Below are 13,543 nucleotides of genomic sequence, written 5' to 3' on the forward strand. Positions count from 1 at the left end.
CCATGCAGAGCTAAGGGGTACAACACAGTGGCAGCGGAGATCGTCAATCCTCGCAGCGAGAGCACGTCGGACACGGGACCGGAGGGCGGTGCGGAGCCCCTCGACCCCTTCGATCCGGCGTTCGCGCTGCACCGCGGCGGCAAGATGGCCGTGCAGGCCACCGTCCCGATCCGTGACAAGGACGACCTGTCCCTGGCGTACACGCCCGGCGTCGCGCGGGTGTGCACCGCGATCGCGGAGCAGCCGGAACTGGTTTACGACTACACCTGGAAGTCCTCCGTCGTCGCGGTCGTGACGGACGGCACCGCCGTCCTCGGCCTCGGTGACATCGGCCCGGAGGCGTCCCTCCCGGTCATGGAGGGCAAGGCCATCCTGTTCAAGCAGTTCGGCGGCGTGGACGCCGTTCCGATCGCGCTGGACTGCACGGACGTCGACGAGATCGTCGAGACCGTGGTCCGCCTCGCGCCGTCCTTCGGCGGCGTCAACCTCGAGGACATCTCGGCGCCCCGGTGCTTCGAGATCGAGCGCAGGCTCCAGGAGCGGCTCGACATCCCGATCTTCCACGACGACCAGCACGGCACGGCGGTCGTCACGCTCGCCGCGCTGCGCAACGCGGCCCGGCTGAGCGGGCGGACCCTCGCCGACCTGCGGGCCGTCATCTCCGGCGCCGGCGCGGCCGGTGTGGCCATCGCCAAGATGCTGATCGAGGCCGGCATCGGCGACGTGGCGGTGGCGGACCGCAAGGGTGTCGTCTCCGCGGACCGGCAGGACCTCACGCCGGTCAAGCGTGACGTCGCCGGGTTCACCAACAAGGCCGGGCTGACCGGGTCGCTGGAGGACGCGCTGGCCGGCGCCGACGTCTTCATCGGCGTCTCCGGCGGTACGGTCGCGGAGGCCGCGGTGGCCTCCATGGCCGCGGGCGCCTTCGTGTTCGCGATGGCCAACCCGAACCCGGAGGTGCACCCCGAGGTCGCCCACAAGTACGCGGCGGTCGTCGCCACCGGGCGGTCGGACTTCCCCAACCAGATCAACAACGTGCTGGCCTTCCCGGGCATCTTCGCCGGGGCGCTGCAGGTGCGGGCCTCCCGGATCACCGAGGGGATGAAGATCGCGGCGGCCGAGGCGCTGGCCGGGGTCGTCGGCGACGACCTCGCGGCGGACTACGTGATCCCGTCGCCGTTCGACGAGCGGGTCGCCCCCGCGGTGACGGCGGCGGTGGCCGCGGCCGCGCGCGCGGAGGGCGTCGCGCGCCGCTGACACCCGCGCACGCCGGCTGAGACGGCCCCGCCTCCCCGGCGGGGCCGTTTCGTGCGCCCGGTACGGCGGCCGGCCCGGTGGCAAGAGGGCGTGTGTCACACCGGGGGCTGGTTCCGGCGGGGCGGGACGGGACCTATCGTCGGCTGCATGTTCGCTGTCTACGCCGCCCGTATCGACCGTGACCAGCCGCTGAGCGGCCTGGAGTCGGGGGAGCGTCCGGCCCCCGAGGCCCGGCCCGGATGGAGCACCGTCCAGGTCAGGGCCGCCTCCCTCAACCACCACGACCTCTGGTCGCTCCGGGGCGTCGGCCTGCCCGAGGGGCGCCTGCCGATGATCCTGGGCTGCGACGCCGCCGGTGTCGACGAGGACGGCAACGAGGTCGTCCTGCACTCCGTCATCGGCCAGACCGGCCACGGGGTCGGCCCGGACGAGCCTCGCTCCATCCTCACCGAGCGCTACCAGGGCACCTTCGCCGAGCAGGTCGCCGTGCCGACCTGGAACGTCCTGCCCAAGCCGAAGGAGCTGTCCTTCGCGGAGGCCGCCTGTCTGCCCACCGCCTGGCTCACCGCGTACCGCATGCTCTTCACCAACGCCGGCGTGCGCCCCGGTGACTCGGTGCTGGTGCAGGGCGCCGGCGGGGGCGTCGCCACCGCGGCGATCGTCCTCGGCAAGGCGGCCGGGCTGCGGGTCTTCGCCACCAGCCGCGACGAGGCCAAGCGCAAGCGGGCCGTCGAGCTCGGGGCCGTCGAGGCGGTCGAGCCGGGTGCCCGGCTGCCCCAGCGCGTGGACGCGGTCATCGAGACCGTCGGTGCCGCGACCTGGTCCCACTCGGTGAAGTCGCTGAGGCCCGGCGGCACGCTGGTCATCTCCGGCGCGACCAGCGGCGACCGGCCCTCGCACGCCGAACTGACCCGGATCTTCTTCCTCGAGCTCAAGGTCGTCGGCTCCACCATGGGCACCAAAGACGAGCTGGAGGACCTGCTCGCCTTCTGCGCCGCCACCGGGGTGCGGCCCGTCATCGACGAGGTGCTGCCCCTCGACCGGGCCCGCGAGGGCTTCGAACGGCTGGCGTCCGGCGACCTGTTCGGGAAGATCGTGTTCACCAACTCCTGAGCGGCGGCTCGGGGTTCGGCGCGGGCGGGTCCGGGTGTCCGGGCCCGCCTTTTCCGTGCGCGATGTGTCAACCGTGGTTGACATGAGCCAAGTGTCAACGTAGGTTGACGTCATGACCGAAGCAACGGATCTCGCCGAGCGCGCCGGTGACCGCGATCCACGGGTCGGACTGCGCGCCGTCGCCGCCCTGCGCAGGGTGCTGGAGCAGTTGGAGGCGGTGCAGGTGCGCAGCGCGCGCAACCAGGGCTGGTCGTGGCAGGAGATCGCCGCGGAGCTCGGAGTCAGCAGGCAGGCCGTGCACAAGAAGTACGGGAGGCAGTGATGTTCGAGCGGTTCACCAAGGACGCCCGGGACGTGGTCCGGGGCGCGGCGGAGCACGCCGAGCGGGCCGGTGCCCCGGCGGTCGACGCCGAGCACCTGCTCCTCGCCCTGCTCGACCGCGGGCCGAGCCGTGCCTCCTTCGCGCTGGCCGCCCTGGGCGTGGCCGACCGCGGGGACTCCGTACGGGACGCCCTGGACGAGGCCCGGCGGCGTGCCGGGCTGTCGCGGGCCGACGCCGACGCCCTCGCCGGCCTCGGCATCGACGTCTCGGAGATCGTCGCCCGGGTGGAGGAGGTGCACGGGGCCGGCGCGATGTCCGGCGGGCGTGCGGGCCGGGGCCGGCCCTCGGGCCGCCGCCCGTTCGGGCGGGGTGCCAAGGACGTCATCGAGAAGTCCCTGCGGATGGCCCTGGCCCGCAAGGACCGGCACATCGGCGACGAGCACCTGCTGCTCGCCCTGACCGTGCGCACCGACGTGGTGGCCGAGGTCCTCGCCGACCACGGCGTCACCCACGCGTCCCTGACCCGCGTCCTCGGCGAGGGCGGGGGCGAGGGCGGGGGCGAGGGCCGGGACGGTCGGGGCACGGCGAAGGCGGGGTGAGGGCGGCTCCGGTGAGGGCGGGGTGAGGGCGGTTCCGGTGAGGGGCTGCCCCGCACCGGAGCCGCCCGTCCCTCAGGGCTTCGGCGACCTCAGCAGCGCTCCGATGTGGGCCGCCGCCGTCGACAGGTGGCGGCGGGCCTGAAGGAGCTGGTCGTCCGTGACCCCGTGGTCGCGGGCCGCGTCACGGATGTCGTCGCGGAAGCGGTCCAGGAGGCGGTCCAGGTCACGGACCGGGTCGCCGCCGGACGGCTCGTGGGCCCAGGAGGGCGCGTACTCGGCGGGGAAGTCCTCCGGGGTGGAGGAGTAGTCCGCCGGACGGGACGCCTCTGACGCGGACGCCGCCGTGCGGGAGCCCTCCGCCGTGGGGGAGCCCTTCGTCATCCGGGAGTCCTCGGCCGTACGGGAGTGCTCAGCCGTACGGCTGTCCTCCGTGGGGCGGGAGGCGTCCGGGCCGGCCGAGTGCTCCTGGCGGGTCCACGGCCGCTCGGTGTCGGGGCGGCCGAAGCCGAAGTCCTTGCCGAAGTCGCCCAGGCCCTTGCCCCAGTCCTTCCCGAACTCGCCGACCTCCTTGACGAGTTCGCTCAGTCCCTCGCGCACCCCGGTCGGCCAGTCCCCGCGCGCGAAGTGGTCCTGCACCTGCTCCTGGACCCGGCGCGCCATGCGCTGGAACTCCTCCTGGGCCTGCTCCCGGGCCCGGTCCTGGGCCTCCTTGGCCTGGCGGCGGGCCCGCTGGGCCTCCTCGCGGGCGCGGCGGCTCTCGTCCTTGGCGCGGCGGGCCTGCTCCTTCCACTCCTGCTTGACCCTGCGCATCTCCTCCTTGGCCGCCCGCCAGCTCTCCTTGTCGTCGGCGTCGGCCGACTCCCCGAAGAGGCCGCTCCCGCTCGTCGACGACCGGCCGCCCTGGCGCGCCTGGGACGCGGCCGCGCGCATCTCGCGGCGCAGGTCACCCGCGGCGCCGCGCACGTCGGCCCGGATCTCGGCGGCCAGCTCCGCGACCGACTCACGGATCTCCAGCTCCAGGTCGGCCAGCTCACCGCTGCGGTCGGCCAGTTCGGCCCGGCCGGCGTCGGTGATCGCGTAGACCTTGCGGCCGCCCTCGGTGGTGTGGGTGACGAGGCCCTCGGCCTCCAGCTTGGCCAGTCGGGGGTAGACGGTGCCGGCCGACGGGGCGTACAGCCCCTGGAAGCGCTCCTCCAGCAGGCGGATCACCTCGTAGCCGTGGCGGGGCGCCTCGTCCAGGAGTTTCAGCAGGTAGAGGCGGAGACGGCCGTGGGCGAAGACGGGAGGCATGTCAGAGCACCTTCTTGTCGGTCGTGCCGTCGGCCGGGGCGGGGGAGTCGGGGGCGTGGGGTGCGTCCGGTGCGTCCGCGGCGCCCGTCGGGGGCGTGGGCGGCGTCGGAGCTGCGGGGGAGGCCGGCGGCGTGGGCGGCGCAGGAGGTGCGGGGGGCGTCGGCGGCGCCGGGGGCGTCCGCGGCGTCGGGTCCGCTTCCCATGCGCCGTCGGCGGCCGGGCGGCGCAGCAGGGCGATCGAGCCCGATACGGTGGTCGCCTTCAGCCGGCCGTTGCCCGCGCCGAGGCGTCCGGTGATCCGCTTGGCGCCCCACTGGCCGCTGACCCGCAGGTCCTCGAAGGCGTTGGAGACCGTGCCGCTCGCGGTGTTGGCCTCCACCTCCGCGTCGGCCGGGTGGGGCAACCGGATGGCGATCTCCCCGGAGACGTTGGTCAGCGAGATGTCGGTCGGGCGGCTGGTCGGGTCGATGTCGACGATCATCGAGCCGCTCACCGAGTCGGCCTTCACCGAGGAGCCCGCCTCGACGACGGTCAGGTCACCGGACACGGAGTTGAACCGCAGGTCGCCCGAGAGCGCCTGGGCCTCCAGGTTCCCCGAGACGGTGTCCGCGCGGACCGGACCGGCGAGGCCCACCAGCGTGGTGTCGCCGGAGACGCCCTTGACCTCGGTGCGCGCGTCGATGCCGGAGACGACGGCCGCGGCGTTGACCACGCCCACCTCCACGCGCGTGGACGCCGGGACGGCCAGGGAGACGACCGCGCTGCGCCGCCAGCCCTTGCGGTCCAGCCACTTCAGGAAGCCCTTCCAAGGCAGGTCCTCGTAGGCCACGGTGAGGGTGCCGCCCCGGTGGGTCACGACCAGGGGTGGCCCCTCGATGTCCGAGACCTCCAGACGGGCGGAACCCTCGTCGGTGCCCACGACGTTCACCGTTCCGGCGACGATGCGGACGTGCAGCTCGCTCACGGGCTCGTCGAACGAGAGCTTCGTGGGCTCGGCGACGGACCACTCGGACATGGTGCGACCTCCTCGACGCGACGGACGACAGGACCGTGACGCAGCGGCAGTCGCCGGCACGGCGGTGGAGTGACGCGCCATATCGCGTCTTCCGCTATTCACGATATATCGCGGGTCCGGGAAGTCAAGCCGCTCGTTCCGGTGAGCGGCACCGCCCGCGGGCCGCAGCCCGGCGTCCGGGCGCGGACATGCGAAAGGGGCGCTCCAGGCGCCCCCGTAGACCCGCGCGTCGGCCTGCCGGGCCGGTCCGGCTACTCGTCGTCCTCGTCGTCCAGCCGGGCCAGCCACGTCGCCAGGCGCTCCACCGGGACCTCGAAGTCCGGGTTGAGGTCGACGAACGTGCGCAGCTGCTCGGCGAGCCACTCGAAGGTGACCTCCTCCTGGCCGCGCCGCTTCTCCAGTTCCTCGATGCCGCGGTCGGTGAAGTACATGGATGGTGCTCCGTGGGTCGGTCGCAGGGGTAGGGGCGGTTCCCCCGGGGAAGGACCCTGGTTCCTGCGATGGGTGGGTCACGGAGGGAACAGGGAGAAAAAGGGCCTGCTGCTCCGTTGGAAGGGACAGGAAAAGAATAGGCGGGACGGGGGAGTCGCCATGAGCCAGGACGTGACGCGGGTAGCACGCATCGCCCTGCCGGACGGGACACCGGTGTGGGCCCGGATCTCCGGCACCGACGAGCTGGCCGCGCCGCCGGGGCAGCTGTCGTTCAGCGACACCGGCTTCACCGAGCGGGTCGAGGCCAGCGTGGAGAGCCTGCACGCGCTGGTCACCGGGGTCGCCCACTCGCTGGCCGGGCCGCTGCGCGCCGTGCGGCCCGACGAGGTGAGCGTCGAGTTCGGCATCGAGCTGACCGCGAAGGCCGGGAAGGTCGTCGGCCTCCTCGCCGACGGCGAGGCCAAGGCCGGCATCACGGTCACCCTCACGTGGAACGGCAGCCCGCCCCACCCGGACAGCGCGCCCCCGGGCGCCCCGGACGCCACACCCTCCGGCGCCCCGGACACCCCGCCCTCCGGCGCCCCGCACCCCACGCCCTCGGGCGCCCCGCACCCCACGCCCCCGGGAGTCCCGCACCCCACGCCCCCGGGCGACCCGGGGCGCACGGGCGCGTCCCCCGGCGCCCCGGCGCACGGGGGCGCCGACGGCCCCTCCGATGGGGGCGGGGCATGACGCACCGGCACGACGGGGGCGCACCGGGCGCCTTCGACGAGGCCCACCGTGCGCTGCGTGACCTCGTCCTGGCGGCGACGGTGCGCATCCATCGCGCGGACGTCGGGTATGCCCCTGACGAACCGGGCACCTTCCTCGGCAGCGGATTCTTCATCGCCCCGAACTGGGTGCTGACCTGCGCACACGTGGTGCACGGCGGGGAGGGGGGCGATGTCGCGGTGATCCACCAGAGCGGAGCCGACCAGGCCGCCTCCGTCGTCGCGGGCGAGGTGGTCGCGACCCTGCCCGACCGGACCGGACAGCCCCCGTCGGGCAGCTGGCCCGCTCCCGACCTGGCCCTGGTGCGGCTGCGCGAACCCGTCGGCCACGCGTGCGTGTACGTGTCCGAGCGGCCGACCGCGTACGTCAGCGAGGGCAAGCTGCTCTACGCGGGCTGGACCGTGGTCGGCGGCCGGCTCCAGGTCCTGGACGGCCCGATCGAGGTCCAGGGCACCCTCGGCGGCTGGAGCGCGGGCGCGCAGATGCGCCTCGGGCACAACGACCTGCCGTACGGCGTCTCGGGCGGCCCCGTCGTCGACCCGCAGCGCGGCGAGGTCATCGGCGTGCTGAAGTCCCGTACCGACCACGGTCAGGGCGGCACCTGCACCGGCATCGAGCGGCTGCGCACGCTGCCCGTGCCGCGCGGTGCCGCGACCGCCGAGCACGACGACGTCTACCAGGCCGTCTTCCACGCCCACGACCGCTACCACCGCCACCGCCAGCTGCCCTCCGGCTCCCGCGGCGCCACCTGGGCCGACGCCCAGAAGCGGATCGGCGCCCGGCCCGGCCGCACCCTCAGTCCCGACGAGCGCACCGAACTGCTCGGCCGGCTCGCCGAACTGCCGCCGCCCGCCGGCACCCGCGCGCTGCTGGACGTCCTCGAGTCGCTGCCCGACCTGGAGCTCCCGCAGCACCTGCCCGCCCCGCGCGGCTGGCGCGACGGCCTGGGCCTGCTGTACGAGAACGCGCGGGACGACGGCGTCCTCAAGCTGGTCCTCGACTACACGATGCGCGTGATGTACGCCGACCGTCCGCCCACCCCCAGCACGCTGGCCGCCGAGCGGGCCCTGTGGGACTGGGTGCGCCAGGCCGCCGCCGGTCTGGACAGCGGCTACCGCGCCGGCCTCGCCCGCCGGCGCGAGGAGTGGTCGGGCCTGCGCGCCCGCACGCGCGCCACGGGCCACGGACCGGCCGGGCCGGTCACCGGCCACGGCGTCATCGGCCCCGACGCCATCGGCCACGGCGTCACGGGCCACGGCGTCACCGGCCACGACTCCTCGGGCGGCGCGCACCCCCGGCCCGACGCACCGCCGCCCGCTGTCCCGCTCCCGGCCGAGGCCCACGGCCGCGATCGGCCCGCGACCCCGGAGGGCCGCGACCACGCGCGCGTGACGCCCGGGCTGACCGTCCTGCTGGAGGTGCTGCGGCGCGGCTGGGAGCCCGACCGCTGCGACTGGTCCGTGTCCGTGGCGCGCCCCGACGGCGACGTCGTGCGGCTGCACGAGGCCGAACGCACCCCGTGGGACCGGCTCGCGGCCGAGGCCGCCGAACCGCTCGCCGAGGCGTTCCGCCGCTGCGACGCGCCCGACCGGTCCGCGCCGTTGCAGGCCGCCCTGCCCCACCTGCTGCTCGGCCTGCCCGTGGACACCTGGCAACTGCACCCCGACGAGCCGCCGTTGGGCGTGCAGCGGCCCGTCGTGGTGCGTTGCTCCGACCTTGACCAGCTGCCCGACGACGGCGAGTACGACCCCGACGAGGCCGACGGCCAGCACGAGCGCCACGACCGCTGGCGCGGCCTGCACACGCACGACGCGCGCGCGGAGGTCCTCGACTGCGACGACGGCGTACGCCAGCCCGTGCCGCCCGTGTCCGACCTGCGGGCCCTCGCCCACCGCACCGTCCCGGTGCTGTGCCGCTACGGCGAGCACCGCTACGAGGACGACGCGGCGGCCCTGGTGCGCATCGTGCACGCCGGGTTCGGGGTGGCCCTGTGGCGGCGCCGGTCCGGCCGGTCCGACACCGTGTGCGGGGAGTTCCACCGGGGCGCGCGCCAGGCCGTGGACGACGGTGTCGGCGCGGAGCTGCTCCCCGAGGTCGTGCACAGCATGCGCGTGAAGCTGCGCGCGGGCCGCACGGAGGCGTACTGGGCCGACGGCATCGCGCTCTACTACGACGATCCGCACCGGCCCCTGCCCGGCGCCGGAGACCTGCTGGAGGCGCCGTGAGGCCGCCCCCCGTGCGCCCTCCGGCCCCTTACCAGGCCACCTGATGGTCGATACCGTGATGCACGTTCGACGGCTGCCATGGACGCGTGACGACGAGGACCGGGGACCATGACCGATTCCAGTGAGTGGCTCATCTACCGAGGCGCCGGCGAACCCCACGACGGGATGGACCGGCTGCCCCCGCCCCCGCCCTGGCGCGACTTCGCCGGACGCGACGCGCAGGCCCCCGGTGACGGCTCCCAGGACCGCCGGCTGGGCGCCCACCGCCACCTCGCCGAGCTGCACCGGCCGGGGGCCGAGGAGCTGGAGATGATCAACGCGGCGCTGTACCTGCGCCGTCCGCTCCTGGTCACCGGCAGCCCCGGCGCGGGCAAGAGCACCCTGGCCCACTCGGTGGCGTACGAACTCGGGCTGGGCGACGTGCTGCGCTGGTCCATCGTCAGCCGCTCCACCCTCCAGGACGGCCTCTACGAGTACGACGCCATCGCCCGCCTCCAGGACGTCCAGATCGCCGCACAGGGCGGCTACGGCGGCGCCGCGGGCAGCCCCGGCGCGGTGGACAGCATCGGCAGCTACATCCGCCTCGGCCCGCTCGGCACCGCCCTGCTGCCCTCGGACACCCCGCGCGTGCTGCTCATCGACGAGCTCGACAAGAGCGACATCGACCTGCCCAACGACCTGCTGAACGTGCTGGAGGAGGGCGAGTTCCAGATCCCCGAGCTCCAGCGGATCGCCGACCGGCTGCCCGACGGCGAGGCCGAGGTGCTCACCGCCGACGGCACCAAGGTGCGGGTGCGCGACGGACGCGTGCGCTGCCGGGCGTTCCCGTTCGTCGTGCTCACCAGCAACGGCGAGCGCGACTTCCCGGCCCCGCTGATGCGCCGCTGCATCCACCTGGAGCTGGGCCGCCCCGACCACAACCGGCTCGCCACGTTCGTCCGCGCCCACCTCGGCGACGAGGCGGCCCGCGCGGGCGACGACCTCATCACCCGCTTCCTGGAGCGCTCGCGCAGCGAACTCCTCGCCGCCGACCAGCTGCTGAACGCCATCTACCTCACCGACGCGGCCGCCCCGCCCAGCCGCGACCGCCTCGCCGACCTGCTCATCCAGCGGCTCGACCGCCCGAGGTGAGGCACTGATGGCCGACCCGACGGCACGCCACGGCCCCACGGACCCCGCCCCGTCCACCGCTCCCACCCGGCCCGAGGCACCCCCCGCCCCCGACCCGGCCCCCGACCCCCTCGCCGAGCTCGTCGCACGGCTCCGCCACGTGGGCCTGGACCCCGACGTCGAGGGGCTCAGCGACGCGCTGTGGCTGGCCCGCTGGGCCCGTCCTGCGGACCCCGCGCCGGAGCAGGACACGGTGTGCGGCGGCGGGCGCGATCGGCCGGGCCGGCCGTCCGGCGAGCGGCCCGCCGACCGGGCCCCCGGCTCCCCGCCGGACGCGCCCGGCCCGCACCCGCCCGCGCCGACACCGTCGTACGGGAGCGGGCCGGACGGGCGGGTCGCGCTGTACCCGCCGACGCGCGGTGGCGCGGCACGCGCGCGTGCGGACGGGCACGCCATGGCGCTGCCCGTCGGCGTGCCCGCCGCCCCGGCGCTGCCCGCGCCGCTCGAACTCCAGCGCGCGTTACGCCCGTTGCAGGGCTATCGCAGCCCCGCGCCGCCGCTGCGCAAGGAGCTGGACGAGACCGCGACGGCCGAGCTGAGCGCCCGCGCGGGCGGCCTGGTGATGCCCGTCCACCGGGCCGTGACCCGCGGCGACACCCGGCTCCAGCTCGTCCTGGACGCCTCGCCGTCGATGCGCGTGTGGGACCGGATGTTCGCCGAACTGGAGCAGGTGTTCGCCCAGTTGGGCGCCTTCGGCGACGTCCAGGTCAGCCATCTGCACGAGGGCCCGGAAGGCGACCCGGTGGTCGGCCGCAGCCCCGACCCGCTCGCGGCCCCGCTGCACTCCGCGGACCGGCTCAGCGACCCCACCGGCCGCCGGATCACCCTCCTGGTGAGCGACTGCGCGGGCCCGCTGTGGCGCAGCGGCCGCGCCCACCGGATGCTGCACCAGCTGGCCCGCCAGGCACCGGCCGCGGTGCTCCAGCCCCTCCCGCAGCGCCTGTGGAGCCGGACCCGGCTGCCGGTGACGTACGGCGAGCTGACGCGCGGGGAGACGCTGGGCGGCGCCGCCGTGCTGCGGGTGCGCACCCCGTCCGGGACGCCCGCGGAGGCCCGCCGCGGCGGACTGCCCGTCCCCGTGCTGCCCCCCGAGCCGGTGGCGCTCGGGGCATGGGCACGGCTGCTGTCGGGGGCCGGTCCGGGCACCGTCGCCGGGGCCGTGGGCTGGGTGCGCGCCGACCAGCCGCCCGCGCCCGCCGCGGGCCCCGCCCGGCCGCGCACGTGGGTCGAGCGCGTCGGACGCTTCCGCTCCACCGCCTCCCCGGCCGCCGGCCGGCTCGCCGTCTACCTCGCGGCGGCCCCGCTGTGCCTGCCGGTCATGCAGCTCGTCCAGCGCACCATGCTGCCCGGATCCGGCCCGTCCGAACTGGCCGAGGTGCTGCTCAGCGGCCTGGTCACGCGCGCCGGCGAGCCGTACGCCGACGACGGCGTGCCCTGGTACGAGATGCAGCCCGACGTCCAGGACGCCCTGCTGTCCACGCTGGGCCGCGACGAGGCCGTCCTCGTCCTCAAGCACTGCTCGGAGTACATCGAACAGCGCTACGGCAAGGGCGGCCCCAACTTCCCCGCGCTCGCCCTGGCCCAGCTCGGCAACGGCGGCCCGGGACGCCCGTACGCACCCGGCGACGCCGCCGACCCCGGCGACGTCACGCTCGTGCCGCAGCCCTTCGCGGAGGTCGCCGCGCGCGTGCTGGGGCGGTTCATGCCGCTGCCCGAGCAGTTCGCGGCCGTCGGGGGCCGCACCGGCGACCGGCCGGCCGGCGACCGGCCGCCGCACCAGGCGGTCGTGCGGGCCCGCTCGCTGGTCGAGCGGTTCGACGACGAGGGCATGGTGCAGGACCTGATCGACGCCGTGCAGCTGCTGCGCGGCGCCACCGAGCACGAGCGGCCGCCGGGCCGCGACCCCGTGCTGTGGGCGCAGTACGCGCACAGCACGCTGCGGCTGTGGGAGGTGCAGGGCGGCGCCGACCTGCTGCGGGAGGCCGAGCAGGCCGCCGAGCGCGCCGTCGCGCACCCGCACGCCCTGCGCGAACGGGCCGTCCTCGCGCGCGTGCTGCACGCGGCCGCGGTGGACCGCAGACGGCGCGGCGACCGCGCCGGAGCGCTGGACCTGCTGCGCCGCGCCGACCGCGAGTACGCCGTGGCGTGCGCCGCGCCCGGCCTGGCCGACGGCGAGGCGCTGGAGCTGACCCTGGAGCGCGTCGAGGCCCTGGAGACCCAGTGGCGCCTCGGCGGCGACAGCGCGCTGCTCCAGGGCGCGGTCGGGATGCTGGAGGCCTTCGCCGACGCCTGGCCGGACCGCCGCCGGCGCCCGCCCGACCTCCCGCTCGCCCACGGCCGCGTCCTGCTGCGTCTGGCGGAGACCACCGCCGACCAGGAACAGGCGCGCGGCCACGCCGAGCTGGCGGCCCGCAGCCTGCGGGACGCGCTGGAGACGGCCGGCGCCGAGGAGCCGCTGCGCGACGGGGTGCGCGTCCGCCTGGACCTGGTCGACGCCCTGCTGACGTCCGGCGGCCCGCTGCGCGAGGCACAGGACCGCGTGGACGAGGCCCTGTCCCTGACCCGCGACCGCGGCCTGCGCGCGGCCCTGCTGGTGCGGTCCGGACGCATCGGCGTCGCCCGCCACGCCGAGACCGGCGACCCGCGCGACCTGCACACGGCCGCCGACCGCTTCGAACAGGCCGCCCACGGCATGTCCCGCGACGCCCCCTCCCACGCCGACGTCCTCGCCGAGTGGGGCGAGACCCTGCTCCGCCTGGCGTCCCTAAAGACCGGAGGCCGCGCGCCGGGGGCGCTGTCCCGGGCGATCCGGGTCCTGCGCGAGTGCCGGACGGAGACGCCGTCGGGGGACCGGCGTTTGGCGCACCGGTTGCTGCTGCTGGGGCAGGCGCTGATGGTCCGCTACGACGACCGGGGCGATCCGGTCGACCTCCGGGAGGCCGAGCACCTGTTCGGGCTGGCGGCGGCCGAGGCGACCGACCCTCTACTGGCCGCCCGTTCCCTCCTCGCGCTCGGGCACGCGCAGTTCGAGGCGTACCGGGGCCTAGGCCGGCCCACCCGGCTGGACGCGGCCGTCGACGCCTTCCGGGACGCCGCCGAGGCCGCCCGGGAGGCGGAGGAGGAGGCCGAGACCGACCGGCACCGCATCCACGCCGTGGAGTTGTGCGCGCAGGCGCACCACTGGAGGGGTAGGACCTATGAGGCGGCCGCCCGTCCGCGCGCGGCCCGCGAGGCCTACCGCGCGGCGCGCGCGGAGTGGCAGCGCCTGCCGGAGGGCAGCGTGGGCACGGGGCAGCCGGACGCCGAGGAGACGGCGCGCAGGCTCGCCCAGCTGGAGTGACCTGGGGAG

Annotated in this window: 11 protein-coding genes; 8 read left to right on the forward strand and 3 right to left on the reverse strand. The window is 75.7% G+C overall.

Translation table 11 applies throughout. The features are described 5' to 3' along the window. Positions 1-27: 27 nt before the first annotated feature. From E4U91_RS23285 to E4U91_RS23300, 4 genes are all read left to right on the forward strand, one after another. The gene (locus tag E4U91_RS23285) at positions 28-1,257 is read left to right on the forward strand and encodes an NAD(P)-dependent malic enzyme (RefSeq protein WP_137308633.1); all 1,230 of its coding nucleotides are present in this window, start codon (positions 28-30) and stop codon (positions 1,255-1,257) included. A gap of 147 nt (positions 1,258-1,404) precedes the next feature. After that, on the forward strand, positions 1,405-2,370 hold the full coding sequence (locus tag E4U91_RS23290; protein WP_137308634.1) for a zinc-binding dehydrogenase: 966 nt from the start codon (positions 1,405-1,407) through the stop codon (positions 2,368-2,370). Positions 2,371-2,482: 112 nt separating this feature from the next. Continuing rightward, positions 2,483-2,692, forward strand: a complete 210-nt coding sequence (locus E4U91_RS23295; protein WP_067236959.1) for a helix-turn-helix domain-containing protein — start codon at positions 2,483-2,485, stop codon at positions 2,690-2,692. Next, the gene (locus E4U91_RS23300) at positions 2,692-3,291 is read left to right on the forward strand and encodes a Clp protease N-terminal domain-containing protein (RefSeq protein ID WP_137308635.1); all 600 of its coding nucleotides are present in this window, start codon (positions 2,692-2,694) and stop codon (positions 3,289-3,291) included. Before E4U91_RS23295 ends, E4U91_RS23300 begins: the two co-directional genes overlap by 1 nt. A 72-nt stretch (positions 3,292-3,363) precedes the next feature. On the opposite strand, the gene E4U91_RS23305 is transcribed toward E4U91_RS23300, so the two are convergent. The 3 genes from E4U91_RS23305 to E4U91_RS23315 form a co-directional block, all read right to left on the reverse strand. After that, on the reverse strand, positions 3,364-4,581 hold the full coding sequence (locus tag E4U91_RS23305) for a PadR family transcriptional regulator (protein WP_137308636.1): 1,218 nt from the start codon (positions 4,579-4,581) through the stop codon (positions 3,364-3,366). A 1-nt stretch (position 4,582) separates the two neighbouring features. Further along, positions 4,583-5,596, reverse strand: coding sequence for a DUF4097 family beta strand repeat-containing protein (locus E4U91_RS23310; protein ID WP_137308637.1), 1,014 nt, complete (start codon positions 5,594-5,596; stop codon positions 4,583-4,585). A 251-nt stretch (positions 5,597-5,847) separates the two neighbouring features. Further along, entirely contained in the window at positions 5,848-6,027 is a 180-nt protein-coding gene (locus E4U91_RS23315) for a DUF6104 family protein (RefSeq protein WP_010476542.1), read from the reverse strand. 160 nt (positions 6,028-6,187) lie between these two features. Here E4U91_RS23315 and E4U91_RS23320 point away from each other — a divergent pair, with 160 nt between their 5' ends. From E4U91_RS23320 to E4U91_RS23335, 4 genes are all read left to right on the forward strand, one after another. Next, positions 6,188-6,760, forward strand: a complete 573-nt coding sequence (locus tag E4U91_RS23320) for a CU044_2847 family protein (protein ID WP_137308638.1) — start codon at positions 6,188-6,190, stop codon at positions 6,758-6,760. Beyond that, a complete protein-coding gene (locus tag E4U91_RS23325) occupies positions 6,757-9,024 on the forward strand; it encodes a VMAP-C domain-containing protein (RefSeq protein WP_137308639.1) in 2,268 nt (755 codons plus the stop codon). Before E4U91_RS23320 ends, E4U91_RS23325 begins: the two co-directional genes overlap by 4 nt. 108 nt (positions 9,025-9,132) lie before the next feature. Beyond that, positions 9,133-10,155: an AAA family ATPase gene (locus E4U91_RS23330; RefSeq protein ID WP_137308640.1), complete on the forward strand. Its 1,023-nt coding sequence runs from the start codon at positions 9,133-9,135 to the stop codon at positions 10,153-10,155. Between the two features lie 7 nt (positions 10,156-10,162). After that, positions 10,163-13,534 carry an SAV_2336 N-terminal domain-related protein gene (locus tag E4U91_RS23335; RefSeq protein WP_137308641.1) on the forward strand — a complete coding sequence of 1,124 codons (3,372 nt, stop codon included), beginning with the start codon at positions 10,163-10,165 and terminating at the stop codon, positions 13,532-13,534. Positions 13,535-13,543 lie beyond the last annotated feature (9 nt).

It is taken from the genome of Streptomyces lasalocidi (genome assembly GCF_005280215.1).
GTDB lineage: Bacteria > Actinomycetota > Actinomycetes > Streptomycetales > Streptomycetaceae > Streptomyces > Streptomyces longwoodensis.

Bases quoted from the DNA above. Each gene is read 5' to 3' on its own strand.
- E4U91_RS23325 (WP_137308639.1), top strand. From the start codon at position 6,757: ATGACGCACCGGCACGACGGGGGCGCACCGGGCGCCTTCGACGAGGCC.
- E4U91_RS23305 (WP_137308636.1), bottom strand. From the start codon at position 4,581: ATGCCTCCCGTCTTCGCCCACGGCCGTCTCCGCCTCTACCTGCTGAAA.
- E4U91_RS23335 (WP_137308641.1), top strand. From the start codon at position 10,163: ATGGCCGACCCGACGGCACGCCACGGCCCCACGGACCCCGCCCCGTCC.
- E4U91_RS23330 (WP_137308640.1), top strand. From the start codon at position 9,133: ATGACCGATTCCAGTGAGTGGCTCATCTACCGAGGCGCCGGCGAACCC.
- E4U91_RS23310 (WP_137308637.1), bottom strand. From the start codon at position 5,596: ATGTCCGAGTGGTCCGTCGCCGAGCCCACGAAGCTCTCGTTCGACGAG.
- E4U91_RS23300 (WP_137308635.1), top strand. From the start codon at position 2,692: ATGTTCGAGCGGTTCACCAAGGACGCCCGGGACGTGGTCCGGGGCGCG.
- E4U91_RS23295 (WP_067236959.1), top strand. From the start codon at position 2,483: ATGACCGAAGCAACGGATCTCGCCGAGCGCGCCGGTGACCGCGATCCA.
- E4U91_RS23320 (WP_137308638.1), top strand. From the start codon at position 6,188: ATGAGCCAGGACGTGACGCGGGTAGCACGCATCGCCCTGCCGGACGGG.
- E4U91_RS23315 (WP_010476542.1), bottom strand. From the start codon at position 6,027: ATGTACTTCACCGACCGCGGCATCGAGGAACTGGAGAAGCGGCGCGGC.
- E4U91_RS23290 (WP_137308634.1), top strand. From the start codon at position 1,405: ATGTTCGCTGTCTACGCCGCCCGTATCGACCGTGACCAGCCGCTGAGC.